The 15,939-nt window shown below is 67.6% G+C and carries 13 protein-coding genes; 9 read left to right on the forward strand and 4 right to left on the reverse strand.

From position 1 onward, the window contains the following. Window positions 1-26: 26 nt before the first annotated feature. The 4 genes from V3B30_RS12135 to V3B30_RS12150 all read left to right on the forward strand — a co-directional run bounded on the left by V3B30_RS12135 (window position 27) and on the right by V3B30_RS12150 (window position 3,890). The gene (locus V3B30_RS12135; RefSeq protein ID WP_262083978.1) at window positions 27-746 is read left to right on the forward strand and encodes an HAD-IA family hydrolase; all 720 of its coding nucleotides are present in this window, start codon (window positions 27-29) and stop codon (window positions 744-746) included. 3 nt (window positions 747-749) lie between these two features. Next, on the forward strand, window positions 750-2,117 hold the full coding sequence (locus V3B30_RS12140; RefSeq protein ID WP_262083979.1) for a M17 family metallopeptidase: 1,368 nt from the start codon (window positions 750-752) through the stop codon (window positions 2,115-2,117). Window positions 2,118-2,253: 136 nt separating this feature from the next. Next, window positions 2,254-3,357, forward strand: a complete 1,104-nt coding sequence (locus V3B30_RS12145) for a catalase family peroxidase (protein ID WP_100474905.1) — start codon at window positions 2,254-2,256, stop codon at window positions 3,355-3,357. Beyond that, window positions 3,354-3,890 (forward strand): cytochrome b, encoded by a 537-nt coding sequence (locus tag V3B30_RS12150; RefSeq protein ID WP_100474906.1) that lies wholly within the window; start codon window positions 3,354-3,356, stop codon window positions 3,888-3,890. Before V3B30_RS12145 ends, V3B30_RS12150 begins: the two co-directional genes overlap by 4 nt. Before the next feature lie 555 nt (window positions 3,891-4,445). Here the strand turns inward: V3B30_RS12150 and V3B30_RS12155 are convergent. The 4 genes from V3B30_RS12155 to V3B30_RS12170 are packed head-to-tail and all read right to left on the reverse strand — an operon-like array spanning window position 4,446 to window position 7,935. Continuing rightward, the gene (locus V3B30_RS12155) at window positions 4,446-5,048 is read right to left on the reverse strand and encodes a response regulator transcription factor (protein ID WP_100474907.1); all 603 of its coding nucleotides are present in this window, start codon (window positions 5,046-5,048) and stop codon (window positions 4,446-4,448) included. Then, window positions 5,045-6,259: a sensor histidine kinase gene (locus tag V3B30_RS12160; protein ID WP_100474908.1), complete on the reverse strand. Its 1,215-nt coding sequence runs from the start codon at window positions 6,257-6,259 to the stop codon at window positions 5,045-5,047. Before V3B30_RS12160 ends, V3B30_RS12155 begins: the two co-directional genes overlap by 4 nt. A 6-nt stretch (window positions 6,260-6,265) precedes the next feature. After that, window positions 6,266-7,042 (reverse strand): ABC transporter permease, encoded by a 777-nt coding sequence (locus V3B30_RS12165; RefSeq protein WP_262083980.1) that lies wholly within the window; start codon window positions 7,040-7,042, stop codon window positions 6,266-6,268. After that, window positions 7,039-7,935 (reverse strand): ABC transporter ATP-binding protein, encoded by an 897-nt coding sequence (locus tag V3B30_RS12170; protein ID WP_262083981.1) that lies wholly within the window; start codon window positions 7,933-7,935, stop codon window positions 7,039-7,041. Before V3B30_RS12170 ends, V3B30_RS12165 begins: the two co-directional genes overlap by 4 nt. Before the next feature lie 202 nt (window positions 7,936-8,137). On the opposite strand from V3B30_RS12170, the gene V3B30_RS12175 reads away from it, so the two are divergent. The 5 genes from V3B30_RS12175 to V3B30_RS12195 all read left to right on the forward strand — a co-directional run bounded on the left by V3B30_RS12175 (window position 8,138) and on the right by V3B30_RS12195 (window position 15,926). Continuing rightward, complete coding sequence (locus V3B30_RS12175; protein WP_100474911.1) at window positions 8,138-9,388, forward strand: efflux RND transporter periplasmic adaptor subunit; 1,251 nt, start codon at window positions 8,138-8,140, stop codon at window positions 9,386-9,388. A gap of 102 nt (window positions 9,389-9,490) precedes the next feature. Then, on the forward strand, window positions 9,491-10,180 hold the full coding sequence (locus tag V3B30_RS12180; RefSeq protein WP_019661817.1) for an ABC transporter ATP-binding protein: 690 nt from the start codon (window positions 9,491-9,493) through the stop codon (window positions 10,178-10,180). Between the two features lie 14 nt (window positions 10,181-10,194). Continuing rightward, window positions 10,195-11,352: an ABC transporter permease gene (locus V3B30_RS12185; protein ID WP_100474912.1), complete on the forward strand. Its 1,158-nt coding sequence runs from the start codon at window positions 10,195-10,197 to the stop codon at window positions 11,350-11,352. 13 nt (window positions 11,353-11,365) lie between these two features. After that, entirely contained in the window at window positions 11,366-12,688 is a 1,323-nt protein-coding gene (locus V3B30_RS12190; protein WP_262083982.1) for an ABC transporter permease, read from the forward strand. A gap of 412 nt (window positions 12,689-13,100) precedes the next feature. Further along, window positions 13,101-15,926 (forward strand): TonB-dependent receptor, encoded by a 2,826-nt coding sequence (locus V3B30_RS12195; protein WP_262083983.1) that lies wholly within the window; start codon window positions 13,101-13,103, stop codon window positions 15,924-15,926. Window positions 15,927-15,939: the final 13 nt, after the last annotated feature.

Here is a 15,939-nt window from a genome sequence, read left to right on the forward strand (position 1 = left end):
CGCGCGGGCAGGCGTAGAATGGCGGGGTGAATTTCCCCGTCCAAGCCATCACTCTCGACCTTGACGACACGCTGTGGCCGTTCGCTCCGATCGGCGCCCGCATCGACCTGGTCCTGCACGAGTGGATGCGCGAACACAGCCCCGCCACTGCCGAGATGTATCCGGTGGCGGCAATGCGCGAACTGCGCGAGCGCCTGTACCACGCCCATCCGCACCTCCACCACGACCTGAGCGCGCTGCGCCGGCTGACCCTGCACGAAGCCCTGCAGGCCAGCGGCGCCAGCCTGGAGCTGCTGGAACCGGCGTATGACGTGTTCTTCGCCGCACGCAACCAGGTCGAGTGCTACCCCGATGCGATCGACGCGCTGGCGCGGATTGCCGCGCGGGTGCCGGTGGCAGCGCTGAGCAACGGCAATGCCGATCTGGAGCGGATCGGCCTGGCCCATCATTTCGCCTTCCAGCTGGGCGCGCGCGAGCACGGCGCCGCCAAGCCCGAGGCGAGCATCTTCCACGCCGCCTGCACCCGCCTGGGTGTGGTGCCGGCACAGGTACTGCATGTCGGCGACCATGCCGAGATGGACGTGGCCGGGGCGATCGCTGCCGGCCTGCGCGGGTGCTGGATCAATCGCGAATCAGCCACCTGGACCCATCCGCACCTGCAGCCGGACCTGCAGTTCAACACCCTCACCGGCCTGGCCGACTGGTTGGACGCCAACCTCGACGCCGCCGCACCCCGGAGTACCTGACGCATGAGCGAGATCACTGGTTTCACCACCGACACCGCCGCAGCGCTGCCGCTGTACGTGCTGGACCGCGAGCAGTTCGCCGCCTGGAAGGACGGCCAGCCGGCCGCCACCCAGGCCTGGCTGGCGTCGCAGGGCTTCAATGCCGGCGCGCACAGCGTGGCCCTGCTGCCCGGCACCGATGGCCTGGCCGGTGCGGTGATGGGTGTGGGTGATCGTGCTGATGCCTACAGCTATGCGCATGCCCCGCACGCCCTGCCGGAAGGCAGCGTGTGGCAGCTGGCCAGCGATCTGCCGGCCGCCGAACTGGCGCTGCTGCAGCTGGGCTGGGGCCTGGGCAGCTACCGCTTCGACCGCTACCGCAAGCGCAACCGCGCGCCGGCCCAGCTGGTGGCGGCACCGTCCGGCGAGGTGGCCGACCTGATCGCCGCCAGCCTGCGCGTGCGCGACTGGGTCAACACCCCGACCGAAGACATGGGCCCGCAGCAGCTGGAAGACGCCGCGCGCGCCTTGGCCGATGCGCATGGCGCGCAGGTCGAAGCGATCACCGGCGATGAACTGCTGAAACAGAACTTCCCGGCCATCCACGCCGTGGGCCGCGCATCGCACCGCGCGCCGCGCCTGATCGTGCTGCGCTGGGGCAAGGACACCGATCCGGCGCTGGTGCTGGTCGGCAAGGGCGTGTGCTTCGATACCGGCGGCCTGGACATCAAGCCGGCCGACGGCATGCGCAACATGAAGAAGGACATGGGCGGCGCCGCGCATGCACTGGCCCTGGCCGGCCTGGTGATGGCGCGCGGGCTGCCGGTGCGCCTGACCCTGCTGGTGCCGGCGGTGGAGAACGCGATCGGCCCGGATGCCTTCCGCCCGGGCGAAGTGATCGCCACCCGCAAGGGCCTGAGCGTGGAGATCGACAACACCGATGCCGAAGGCCGCGTGATCCTGTGTGATGCGCTGACCTTCGCCGGTGAGCAGAAGCCGGACCTGGTGCTGGACTTCGCCACCCTTACCGGTGCCGCACGCATCGCTCTGGGCCCGGATCTGCCGGCGCTCTTCAGCAATGACGACAGCGTGGCCCAGCAGTGGCTGCAGGCTGGCGACGCGACGCGCGACCCGGTCTGGCGCATGCCGCTGTGGCGCCCCTACCTGCGTTACCTGAGCAGCGGCATCGCCGACCTGGCCAACGCCGGTTCGCGCATGGCCGGCTCGGTGACGGCCGCGCTGTACCTGGAGCGCTTCCTGGAAGACGGCCAGCGCTGGGCGCACCTGGACGTGTACGCCTGGAACGACGGCGAACGCCCGGGCCGTCCGGCCGGTGGCGAAGCGCTGGCGCTGCGTTCGGCGTGGGCGATGCTGAAGCAGCGCTACAGCTGATCGGGTGGGTGCCGACCGTTGGTCGGCACGCCGTCCCCGGCAAATCTGACGAAAAATTGAATTTCGGCCCCGGCCGGGTTCTGCGAGGATGTGTGGGTCGACCACCCACACGCTCCGTGAAGGCAGGAACCCGACCATGTCGCTCTTCCGCTACACCCGTGCCGGCCAGACGGCGGGCGCACCGCGCGGGCATTCGCCGCTGCTCTGGATCGCACTGATCGCGCTCATCCTGGGCGGCGTCGCGCTGGCCTTTGCCTGGCTGGCCGGCTGGATTGGCGACCGCCTCACCGCGCAGCGCTTCACCGACACCATCGAGGCCACCGGACCGGCCCATCCCGGCTTCCGCCGCGCGCACAGCAAGGGCATCTGCGTGAACGGCTGGTTCGAACCCAGTGCGCAGGCCCCCACCCTGTCCAGTGCACGGGTGTTCTCGCAACGCCGCGTGCCGGTGATGGGCCGCCTGTCGATCGGCGGCGGCGACCCGTATGGCGCCGACAACACCGCGCGCGTGCGCAGCCTGGCGGTGCAGATGGTCAGCGATGATGGCCAGGAATGGCGCATGGCGATGAACAGTTTCCCGTTCTTCGCCGTGCCCAACGCCGAGGCGTTCTACGAACAGACCCGCGCCTCCATCCCGGACCCGGCCACCGGCAAGCCCGACCCGCAGAAGATGGCCGCGGTGCTGGCCAAGTACCCCAGTGCACAGGCCTTCCAGCAGTGGGCCAAGACCGCGCCGTGGACCAGCAGCTGGGCCGACACCACCTTCAACAGCGTCAACAGCTTCTGGTTCACCAACGCGCAGGGCCAGAAGCGCGCAGTGCGCTGGCACTGGCAGCCGCAGTCGCCGGTGGTGGAGATGGATGCGGAAACGCGCAAGAAGGCCAGCGTCGATTTCCTCAGCCAGGAACTGCAGCGGCGCCTGGCCAGCGGCCCGGTGCGCTGGAACCTGGTCGTGACCACGGCCGAGCCCGGCGATGCCATCGATGATCCGTCGGTACCGTGGCCCGAGTCGCGTGATCAGGTGGTGGCCGGCGTGCTCAGCCTGGACCGCATGCAGTCGCAGGAACAGGGCGCGTGCGGCCAGATCAATTTCGATCCGCTGATCCTGCCCAGTGGCGTGCGTGGCAGTGACGATCCGATCCTGGCGGCCCGCTCCGCCGTGTACTCGCAGTCCTTCAACCGCCGCGAACGCGAACGCGCCACCGGCAACGTCGAGCAACCGAAGGAGGCCGCGCGATGAGCACCGGCAACGGCCACTTCAACCTGCTGGCGCGGGTGCTGCACTGGTCCATGGCACTGATGATCATCGCCATGCTGTTCGTCGGCGTGACCATGGTTGCCTCGCTGCACCTGCGACCGATGCTGATCGACCTGCACCGTCCGCTGGGCATCGCCATTGGCGTACTGGTGCTGCTGCGCCTGTACAACCGGCTGCGCCATCGCCCGCCGCCACTGCCGGCGGATCTTCCGGTGTGGCAGGTGATGGCGGCCAAGGCCTCGCACTGGATGCTGTACGCGCTGATGCTGGCGATGCCGTTGATCGGCTGGGCGATGCTGTCGGCCGGCGGCTACCCGATCGTGCTGTGGGGCGGCCTGCACCTGCCGCCGATCGTGCCGCATACCCCAGCGCTGTATGCCGCGTTGCGTAATGCGCACAGCCTGCTGGCGTATGTGTTGTTCGCCACGGTGCTGATGCATGTGGGTGCGGCGCTGTTCCACCTGTGGATTCGGCGTGATGGGGTGTTCCAGGCGATGGCGCGCGGGAAGGATTGAGCGGGTTCGCCGGGAGTTCCCGGTGATGTCATTTCCGCGACCGCGGGGGGGTGTCACTTTCTTTGCGCGCAAAGAAAGTAACCAAAGAAACGCTCCGCCGGCCGCGAGCCGACGTGCTGCGCACGCCGGTGCCCTGTGCTCCTCGGCCCGTCGAGGGACGGCGCGGGAACTCGCTGCGCTCAAACACCCGCGCCTCTTCGCCCTCGCCGGACCTGCGGTGCTCGGCTCGCTCAAGGCGGACTGGAAGGTCAAGATCAACAGCAAGAGCATCCACGCATGGCGTGGATCTACTGGGTGCAGCTTTTGCCTTTGACGTTGGGTCCGCCTTGAGCGAGCCGAGCATCGCAGGGAAATCAGGGGCGAAGAGGCGCCGGTCTCTGAGCGCAGCGAGTTCGGCGCCGTCCCCTGATTCCCCGAGAAGCGCAGGGCACCGGTGCGTAGCACCGGCTCGCGCTCTGGCGGCGTGTTTCTTTGGTTACTTTCTTTGCACGAGCAAAGAAAGTGACACCCCTCCGCCGTCGCGGAAACGACATCACCAGGAAAGCCAGGCCGCCCCTACAACCACCCCTTCTGCCGCGCCAGCCGATACGCCTCGATCCGATTGGCCACGCCCAGCTTGCCGATGCACTCGGACAGGTAATTGCGCACCGTACCGTGCGACAACCCCAACTGCTCGGCAATCTCGCTCGCGCTGCGGCCCTCGCCCGCCAGCCGCAGCACGCGGCGCTCACGGTCGGTCAGTGGATCAGCCTGCGACCACGCATCCAGTGCCAGCTGCGGGTCGATCGCGCGGATGCCCTGCTTCACCTTGCGCAGCGCGTCGGCCAGGTTCTCGGCCGGTGCGTCCTTCAGCAGGTAGCCCAGCACGCCCGCCTCCAGCGCGCGGCGCAGGAAACCGGCACGGGCGAAGGTGGTCACGATCACCACCTTGATCGGCAGTTCGTGGCGGGCGATGCGCTGCGCCAGTTCCAGACCGGACAGGCCGGGCATCTCGATGTCGGTAACCAGGATGTCCGGTTGCAGCTGCTGCAGCATCCGCCACGCGGTTTCGCCATCGGCGGCGCTGCCCAGCACCTCGATATCCGGCTCCAGGCCCAGCAGCGCCGACAGTGCACCGCGCACCATCGCCTGGTCTTCGGCCAACAGGATGCGGATCATGCGGCACCGTCCTGCGCCAACGACGTGGACGACAGCGGCGTGGTCGCGGCCATCAACGGCACCCGTACCGTCAGCACTGTGCCGGCCCCGCGCGGCGACTGCAGCGTCAACTGGCCACCGAGTGCTGCGGCCCGCTCACGCATGCCGCACAGTCCATTGCCCTCGGCCTGCACGCCGCCACGGCCGTCATCGCGTATCTGCATCGCCAACTGTCGTTCCTCAAGCGTGAAATCCACCTGCACCCGGGTCGCCTGCGCATGGCGCACGATGTTGGTTGCCGCCTCGCGCAGCACCAGTGCCAGGCCACGTTCCACGTCCACCGGCATGGCAGGTGGCGTCGTGTACTGCAGATGTACCTGCTGGCATTCCAGCAGCAGGCGTGCCGATGCCAGCTCGCCAGCGAGGTCGCTGGCGCGGATGCCGGTCACCGCACTGCGCACCTGTGCCAGCGCTTCGCGGGCGATCGCCTCGGCTTCGCCGATCTCCTGCCGCGCGCGCGCATCGCCACGGTCGTGCAGCTTGCGCGCCAGTTCCAGTTTCAACGTGATCAGCGACAGGGTATGGCCGAGCAGGTCGTGCAGGTCGCGGCCGATGCGCTCGCGCTCGGCGGTGGTTGCCAGCCGCCGCACCTCGTCCTGGGACAGCTGCAGGGCAACGTCGCGCTGCTGGCTCAGGGCCTCCACGTTCACCACCAGCCCGACGATGAACGAGACCGCCGGCATCCACACCATGGCCTGCCACGGATAACCGAAGTACAGCGCGGTGCTGCAGAACAGAAGGTTCAACCCAGCGAGCTGCAGAAGATACTGCCACCAGCCGCCCCGCCCGCTCATGCGGATCATCACGCAGCCGAACACGAAATAGCTCAGTCCCGAGGGATACCACGGCAGCAGTACCAGGGCCATCACGATCATGCCCAGCGCATAGCGCCATGCATGGTGCCGTGGCGCCAGCATCACCTTGGCGTAGAACAGCAGGAACAGCGGATAGCTGACCAGAGTCAGCAGCAGCCAGCGCAGGGTGAAGCCGTTCCCCAGCACCGGGGTGAGGAAGATCCATACCGACCACAGAAGGTGGATCGCACCGCCCCAGGGCGACTTGCCACGTCGCAGCAGCTCGGCCACCGCCGAATCCGGTGCGGGGCGCAGCAGGGAGGCAAGCCAGCTCGGTGGCACGGGCGGATCCAGGCGGGGACGATCGCTGCCGATCATGCCAGTTCAGCCGATCCGGCGCAGGCGGCGCCGTGCCAACAGCAGCGCCACTACCGTGACCACCAGCAGCACCAGCAGATGGCTGGCGAGACTGCCCGCGGAGGGCAGCCCGACAACCGGCAACGCCAGCTGCGCCAGATGCCAGGTCGGCCACAGCGGTGCCATCGTCGAGAACACGGCGGGCAGCGCCGACAGCGGCAACCACAGGCCCGACAGCAGGGCCAGCGGCAGGTAGACCAGGTTGACCATCGCCGGCGCCGCGCTGGCACTGGCATGGCTGCCGATCAGCAGGCCGATCGCCCCCAGCGGCAGTGCCGCCAGGCCCGCCACCGCCAGCAGCTGCAGCACCTGCAGCGCATGCAGCCGCACGCCACCGAACGCGTGTGCCACGCCGATCAACAGCGAGGCCACCAGCAGCGCGAACATCACCGCCATGGCCAGCCGTGCCAGCAGCGGTGCTGCCGTCGGCATCGGCAGCGCGCGCTTGAGGGTCAGCAGGCCGCCTTCGCGGTCCAGCGCCAGCTGCACGCCGAAGCCGAACAGCGCCGGGGCCATCGCACCAAACACGCAGTAGGTGGCCAGCAGGTACAGTGGCGCGTGACCGCGCCCCAGCAGCACGCCGAACAGCAGGTAGAACAGCACCGGGAACAGCAGCGAGGGCACTGCGAACGCCGGTGTGCGCCAGGCCCGGCGCAGTTCGGCCAGCAGTTCGGCACGGTAGGGGCGCAGTACCTGCCGCCACACAGGCAGCGGTTGCCCGGCGGGTCGGATCAGGGTGTTCATGCAGCCTCCCGGGTCATGTCGAGGAAGGCGTCGGCCAGCGCCGCGCCCTGTACTTCCAGTTCGCGCAGCTGCGCGTCGGCAGCCAGCAGGCGGGCCACCACCGGCTCGGCCGGGCTCGCCAGCAGCTGCAGGTGTTCACCGTCACGCTGTACCTCCTGCACGCCCGGCCACCGCAGTACGTCTTCAGCAGGCAGCACACTGCGGCAGCGGATGCGGCGCGGCCGATCAGTCAGGCGCAGCTCGCTCAATGGCGCATCGGCCAGCACCCGCCCCTGCTCCAGCACCACCACCTGCTGCGCCAATGCCTCGGCCTCCTCAAGGTAATGGGTGGTCAGCAGCACACCGCAGCCTTCGGCCACCAGCTGCCGGATCGCCTGCCACATCGCCTGCCGCGCCTGGATGTCCAGGCCGGTGGTGGGCTCGTCCAGGAACAGTACGCGTGGGCGGCCACACAGGGCGATGGCGAACTGCACGGCACGCTGCTGGCCGCCGGACAGCTGGCCATAGCGACGGCGCGCCAGCGCCTGCAGGCCCGCGCGCTGCAGCACCTCCTGCAACGGCATCGGGTCGGGATAGCAGGCGCTGGCCTGCGCCACCAGTTCATCCACCTGCAGCATCGCTGGCAGGCTGGTGCTCTGCAGCATCACGCCCAGGCCGAGGCGGCTGGCGCGATGCTGCGGGTCGCCGCCGAGCAGCTCGACCTGGCCGGCGTCGACACGGCGCAGGCCCAACAGCACGCTGATCGCGGTACTCTTGCCGGCACCGTTGCGGCCCAGCAACGCCAGCACCTGGCCAGCACGGACCTGCAGGTCGATGCCATGCAGGGCGGTATGGTCGCGGTAGCGCACCTGCACCTGCTGCAGGCGGGCCAGCGACGGGGCGATCGGATCCATGGGCGGTACCGGTAGCGGGGACGTTGCCATCCTGTGCCGCCGTGGTCACATTTCGCAGTTGCTGCCGTCAGTGTCATCGGGTGACAGCTGTCACTGCCGTCATCGCTGTGCCTGCCTTCATGCTGTGCCGCACGCTCCACCGCCGGAACCGCCGCCGTCTGCGCTTCCGGCCACACCCGCCCGAACGCCTGTGATGGAACGAATGAACGCTTCTGCCGAGCTGTTGAAGGAACTCCGTATCGAACGCAAGCCGCCGCCCGCCTCCGGTGGTGGCAGCAATGGCGGTGGCCGCCGTTGGCTGTGGATCGCGATCATCGTGGTCGTGTTGCTGCTGGCCGCTGCGGCCTTCGCCCTGTTCGGCCGCGCGCCGGCGGTGGACGTGGAAACCGCCCCCGCCGTGGCCATCCAGCAGGGCAGCGCCAGCAGTTCGGTGCTCGACGCCAGTGGTTACGTGGTCGCCCGTCGCATGGCCACGGTCTCGGCCAAGATCACCGGCAAGGTGCGCGAGGTGATGATCGAGGAAGGCATGCGGGTGGAGCAGGGCCAGATCATGGCCACGCTGGACCCGATCGATGCCGACGCCCAGCGCAGCCTGTACGCCTCGCAGCTGCAGGCCGCGCGCAGCCAGGTCGCCGGGTTGGAGGCGCAGCAGCGGCAAGCTGCCGCCGAAGCCAGCCGCCTGCAGGCGCTGGTCGGCCAGCAGCTGGTCTCGCGCTCGCAGTACGACCAGGCCGTGGCCCAGCGCGACAGCCTGCGCGCGCAGCTGGATACCGCACAGCGCAACGTCAAGGTCGCCCACGACCAGCTGGCCATCGCCGACCTGGGCGTGGACAACAACATCGTGCGCGCACCGTTCTCCGGCGTGGTCACCGCCAAGGCGGCGCAGCCGGGCGAAATCGTTTCGCCGCTGTCGGCCGGCGGTGGCTTCACCCGTACCGGCATCGGCACCATCGTCGACATGGATTCGCTGGAGATCGAAGTCGAGGTCGGCGAGGCCTTCATCGGCCGCGTGCAGCCCAAGATGCCGGTGGAAGCCACGCTCAACGCCTACCCGGAATGGAAGATTCCCGGCGAGGTGATCGCCATCATCCCCACCGCCGACCGCGGCAAGGCCACGGTGAAGGTGCGCGTGGCGCTGAAGGTGAAAGACCCGCGCATCGTGCCGGAGATGGGCGTGCGGGTCAGCTTCCTGGAACAGGCGCAGCCGCAGGCCGCGGCCAAGCCGCAGGGTGTGCGCGTGCCGGGCGGCGCCGTGGTCCAGCGCGAGGGCGCCTCGGTGGCCTTCGTGCTGGGTGACGAGAACCGCGTGCAGCAGCGCACGGTCGAGGCCGGCCAGGCGATGGGCAAGGACCGCCAGATCCTCAAGGGCGTGAGCGCAGGTGAATCGGTGGTGGTGAACCCGCCCGACACCCTGCGCGATGGCGCCAAGGTGCAACAGAAACAAGCGCAGTAACGGCCTGGCGCCTTCGGGCGCCGCCGGCAGCACCGTTCGACGCACGCCCCCGGCCTCCGCCGGTGCGCTTCCCCGTTTCCCGCCTTCCGTGGAGAACCACCCATGTCGACCCTGGTTTCACTGCGCAACATCACCAAGACCTACCAGCGTGGCCCCGAGAAAGTGCAGGTGCTGCACGGCATCGACCTGGACATCGCCCGCGGCGACTTCGTCGCGCTGATGGGCCCGTCCGGTTCGGGCAAGACCACCCTGCTCAACCTGATCGGCGGGCTGGACAATCCCAGCGGCGGCGAAATCAGCATCGAGGGCGAGCGCATCGACCAGATGAGCGGCGGCCAGCTGTCGACCTGGCGCAGCCATCATGTCGGCTTCGTGTTCCAGTTCTACAACCTGATGCCGATGCTGACCGCACAGAAGAACGTGGAGCTGCCGCTGCTGCTGACCCACCTCAATGCCGCCCAGCGCCGCCGCAATGCGGAGATCGCGCTGACCCTGGTCGGCCTGGCCGACCGCCGCAGCCACCGCCCGAATGAATTGTCCGGCGGCCAGCAGCAGCGCGTGGCGATCGCCAGGGCGATCGTCTCCGACCCGACCTTCCTGATCTGCGACGAACCCACCGGCGACCTCGACCGCCAGTCCGCCGAGGAGATCCTCGGCCTGCTGCAGCAGCTCAACCGCGAGCATGGCAAGACCATCATCATGGTCACCCATGACCCGAAGGCCGCCGAGTACGCCACGCACACGGTGCACCTGGACAAGGGCGAGCTGGCCGACGCGCCGCTGGCCCACTGACGGAGGCCACGGCGATGAAATACTTCTCGTTGGTGTGGGCGCAGCTGTTCCGCAGCCGCACGCGCACCCTGCTGACCCTGCTCTCGGTAGTAGCCGCGTTCCTGCTGTTCGGCATGCTCGACTCGGTGCGCGTGGCGTTCACCTCCGGCGGCAGCGTGGAAGGGGCCAACCGGCTGGTGGTCGCTTCGCGGCTGTCGATCACCCAGTCACTGCCGATCCGCCTGGAAACGCAGGTGCGGCAGGTCGCTGGCGTGCGCGACGTGGCCTATGGCATGTGGTTCGGTGGCATCTACCAGGACCCGAAGAACTTCTTCCCGAACTTCTCGGTATCGCCCAACTACTTCGATGTCTACCGCGAGCTGCAGATCGACCCGGCGCAGCTGGAAGACTGGAAGCAGACCCGCACCGGCGCCATCGTCGGCGAGACCCTGGCCAAGCAGTTCGGCTGGAAGATCGGCGACACCATCCCGCTGCAGGCAACGATCTTCCCGCGTGGCGGCAGCAACGACTGGCCGCTGGTGCTCAAGGGCATCTACCGCTCCAAGGACCGTGCGCTGGCCGCCAATGAAGAACGCCAGTTGATGATGAACTGGAAGTACTTCGATGAATCCAACGATTACATCAAGAACCAGGTGAGCTGGTACACGGTGACGCTGGACAACCCGGACCATTCCTCGCGGGTGGCGCAGGCGATCGACGCGATCTCGGCCAACTCCGACCACGAGACCAAGACCCAGACCGAATCGGCGTTCCAGCAGGCCTTCGTCAAGCAGTTCGCGGACATCGGCATGATCGTCACCTCGATCATGGGCGCGGTGTTCTTCACCCTGCTGCTGTTGACCGGCAACACCATGGCACAGGCCGTGCGCGAGCGCGTGCCGGAGCTGGCCACGTTGAAGACGCTGGGCTTCAAGGACAGCACCGTGCTGACCCTGGTGATGGTGGAGTCGGTGCTGCTGATCGGCCTGGGCGGCCTGATCGGCATGGGCCTGGCCGCGCTGATCCTGCCGGCCATCGGCCCGAAGAGCATGGGCATGCTGCCGCCGCACGTGCCGACGCCGACCTGGCTGATGGGGCTGGGCCTGATCGTGGTGATCGGCATCATCGTCGGCCTGTTGCCGGCGCTGCGTGCCAAGCGCCTGAAGATCGTCGACGCACTGGCCGGCCGCTGAGGAGAACACAGACATGTTCAAGAGCAAATTCAAGAAGTGGCTGGGCAACGGCGTGACGGTGCTGCTGCTGGTGGTCGGCCTGGTGCTGTGGATCAGCCTGCCGTGGATCGGCGTGCTGGCCGTGGCCGTGCTGGTGGCACTGTGGCTGCTGCTGACCCGCGGTGGGCGACTGGCGCTGGCCGCCACCCGCATTGGCGTGGCCAGCCTGCCGCAGCGCTGGGGCGCCTCCTCGGTGATCGTGGTCGGCATCGCCGGCGTGGTCGGCGTGCTGGTGGCGATGCTGGCGATGGGCGAAGGCTTCCAGGCCACGCTCAACAACACCGGCGATGACACCACCGCCATCGTGCTGCGTGGCGGCTCGCAGGCCGAAACCAACTCGGTGATCACCCGCGAGCAGGTACCGATGCTGTCCACCCTGCCCGGCATCAGCCGCGATGCGCAGGGCCGGCCGCTGCTCTCGCCGGAGCTGTCGCAGGTGGTCAACCTGGTGTCGAAGTCCGATGGCACCGACGTCAATGCGCAGTTCCGCGGCGTGGGCCCGCAGGCGTGGGCGGTGCATGACAAGGTCAAGATCGTTGAAGGCCGCAAGTTCGCTACCGGCCTGCGTGAGATCGTGGTTGGCCAAGGCGCCAAGGGCCAGTTCCGCGATCTGGACGTTGGCAAGACGCTTACCCTGGGCAACCAGACCTGGACCGTGGTCGGTGTCTTCGCCACCGGCGATGCGCATGATTCGGAACTGTGGACCGACGCCGATACGTTGGCCACCACCTACCAGCGCAGTGCGTGGCAGTCGATCAGCGTGCGCACCGGTGGCAAGCCTGGCTTCGAGCAGTTCAAGGCCGCCGTCGCCGCCGACCCGCGCCTGAAACTGGACGTGGAAACCACCCGCGTCTACTACAGCAAGCAGGGCGGCGGGCTGACCAAGCTGATCGACATCCTCGGCAAGGTGATCGGCACCATCATGGCAGTGGGTGCGGTGTTCGGCGCGCTCAACACCATGTATGCAGCGGTGGCTACGCGTGCCCGCGAAATCGCCACCATGCGCGCGATCGGCTTCCGCGGCCTGCCGGTGGTGACGGCGGTGATGCTGGAGACGATGCTGCTGGCCCTGCTCGGCGGCCTGCTCGGTTGCGCAGTGGCGTGGCTGCTGTTCAATGGCTACAGCGTGTCCACCATCGGCAGTAACTTCAGCGCAGTGGTGTTCAAGTTCCATGTGTCGCCGGAACTGCTGTGGACCGGCCTGAAATGGGCGCTGGGCATCGGCCTGGTCGGCGGCCTGTTCCCGGCACTGCGCGCGGCGCGTTTGCCGATCACCACGGCGCTGCGCGAAACCTGAGCATCACGCAGCGACAGACTGCGCATCCTGCAGAGGGACGGAGCGAAAGCTCCGTCCCTTTCTCGTTGGCGGGGTCAGATCCCTTCGCTACGCAAAGGGATCTGACCCCCGATCTGGGTGCAGTAGATCCACGCCATGCGTGGAGGGATACCACCGCACACGCACTGCTACAGATTGCGGTAAATCCGCCGCTATCGATGCCTCTTCCCATCGCAAACGCAGCGCGCGTGACGCTGCGCACAGCGCATCTGTGGATTGTTGGTTGCGATTCATTTTCGCGCACTTCCAGCGGCGCCGAGACAAACAGTTACGAATGGAAACATTCTAGAATCGCGCCCCCCACGTTGGTTTGCAGCACCCCACGCGCCCATAGAACGGGCGCTTGTTTTTACTGAAACACGAGATTTCACGGATGTCCCTGAAAACCAATCCGCTGCGCAACGCGATCGTCATCGCGCTGGCCGCCAGCTGCACCACCCCGGCCTTTGCACAGAGCACTGGCGATACCCCGACCAACCTCGACCGCATCGAAATCACCGGCTCGCGCATCCGCCAGGCCAGTGTCGAAACCGCACAGCCGGTGGTCGCGCTCAATCGCGCCGAGATCGAGAAGAAGGGCTACGTCAACGTCGCCGACATCCTGCAGGACATTCCTGCCGCCGGTGCGCCGAGCATGAGCCGCGCGTCTTCGCTGACCTCCTCGCGCGATTTCGGCGGCATGTACGTCAGCCTGCGCAACCTGGGCCCGGAACGCAGCCTGGTGCTGATCGACGGCCGCCGCATGGGCGTCAGCGCCGGCGGTTACTCCGACCTGGCCTCGATCCCGTCGTCCATCGTCGAGCGCGTGGAAGTGCTGACCGACGGTGCCTCCGCGCTGTACGGCTCCGATGCCATTGCCGGCGTGGTCAACATCATCACCCGCAAGAATTTCGATGGTGGCGAAGCCAGCGTCTATGTCGGCCAGTACGGCCAGGGTGACGGCCAGAAGCGCGCCTACAGCGCGACCTTCGGCAAGACCTTCGACCGCGGCTGGTTCAGCGTAGGCGCCGAGCGCACCAAGGAAGACGAGGTGCTGGGCAAGGACCGCGAGTTCAGCCGCTACACCAACGGCCCGCGCCACCCGAACGATGGCCTCAACGGCAACACCCCGTGGGGCAGCGTCACCGTCGGCGGCAGGAACCTGACCGTGGGCCCGGGCGGCGACCCGAGCAAGGCCGGCAACTTCCACGCGCCGGATCCGGCCGATGGTGCCAACACCAAGTCGAACATGAGCCTGCTGACCGGCCTGGAGCGCACCTCGGTGTTCGCCAACGGTGGCTTCTCGATCACCGACAACCTGCGCATCGTCGCGGACGCGCTGTACAGCAAGCGCGAATCGACCAAGCACCTGGCCGGCTACCCGTACTCGGTCAGCGCCGCACAGGCCCGCAATGGCAGCCGTGCCGCCCTGTCCAAGGACAGCACGTTCAACCTGTGGGGCCAGGACGCGCTGTTCGCGCACCGCACCGAGGAACTGCCGCGCGGCACCGAGAACAATCTGGAAACCAAGCGCGCCAGCATCGGCCTGGAAGGCAGCTTCGAGACCGGTTCGCGGTACTGGGACTGGAACGTCAACTACATGTACAACCGCAACGAAGGCGAGCGCATCGGTACCGGCAGCATGTACCAGCCGCACGTCAACCTGGCCGTCGGCCCGTCCTTCATGGACGGCAACGTGGCCCGCTGCGGTGCGCCGGGCGCGGTGATCGCCGGCTGCGTGCCATGGAACCCGGCCGCCCCGATGGGTTACACCGGCCCGGGCTCGCTGAGCAACCAGGACGTGCAGGACTACCTGTTCACCCGCTTCGTCGACAAGATGCAGAGCACCACCAAGGTCGCCAGCGGCAACATCTCCGGCTCGCTGTTCACCCTGCCGGCCGGCGACATCCTGGCCGCAATGGGCTTCGAGCACCGCAGCGAGGAAGCCAGCTACACGCCGGACGCGATGGTGCAGAAGGGCGAGATCGCCGGCACCAGCGGCCAGCCGACCCACGGCAACTACTCGCTCAACGAGGTCTACCTGGAACTGCAGGTGCCGCTGCTGGCCGACCTGCCGTTCGCCCGCGAACTGTCGCTGGACATGGCCGGTCGTTACTCGGACTACAACAACTTCGGTTCGACCACCAACAGCAAGTTCGGCCTGAAGTGGAAGCCGATCGACAGCCTGCTGGTGCGCGCCACCTATGGCACCGGCTTCCGTGCGCCGACCGTGGATGACCTGTACGGTGGCACCGTCAGCAGTCGCGACTCGTTCACCGACCCGTGCGATACCTCCTTCGGTACCGCCGCCACCAGCCCGGCCGTTGCTGCCCGTTGCCAGGCGCTGAAGGTGCCGGCCAACTTCCGCCAGCTCAACAGCGATGGCAGCGTGGCCACCAAGCCCGGCCAGCAGGCGACCACCGATTTCAGCTCGGGTTCCAACCCGGACCTGAAGCCGGAAACCGCCAAGACCTGGACCGTGGGCCTGGTCTACAGCCCGGACTTCGTGCAGGGCCTGGACCTCAGCCTGGACTGGTGGAAGATCCGCATCGACAACGCCATCGTTGGTGAGTCGGCCACCAACATCCTGGAACAGTGCTACGTGCAGGGTTCGGATGCCGCCTGCGGCCGCTTCACCCGTGGCAGCAACGACCAGGTCAACGCGCTGGACCGCTCGCTGGTCAACGCGGGCTACCGCGAAACCGCCGGCTATGACATCAACGTGCGTTACCGCCTGCCGGAAACCGCGTTCGGCAAGTTCGCCGTCAACTGGAACACCACCTACACCGACTACCTGGAGCAGCGCAACGACAGTGCCGCCACCACCCCGGTGGAACAGCGTACCGGTTGGGCGGGCGACTTCCGCGTGCGCTCCACCTTCAACCTGGATTGGCAGTACGGCGACCTCGGCATCGGCTGGACCGCGCGCTACTACTCCAGCATGAAGGAGAAGTGCTCGTACATGGACGAGTGCAACATGCCGGGCTTCAACTCGTCATACACCAGCGCATCGCCGACCAACAAGGTGGGCTCCAACACCTTCCACGACCTGCAGGTGCGTTACAGCCTGCCGTGGGATGGCACCGTGTCGCTGGGCGTGAACAACGTGTTCAACCACCAGGGCCCGATCATGTACAGCCAACCGAACAGCAGCTTCACCTACTACGGTGGCTTCGACATCGGACGCTTCATGTACATGAAGTACCAGCAGCGCTTCTAAGCCTGCAACCGCG

The organism is Stenotrophomonas sp. SMYL41, assembly GCF_036319965.1.
Taxonomy (GTDB): Bacteria; Pseudomonadota; Gammaproteobacteria; order Xanthomonadales; family Xanthomonadaceae; genus Stenotrophomonas; species Stenotrophomonas maltophilia_R.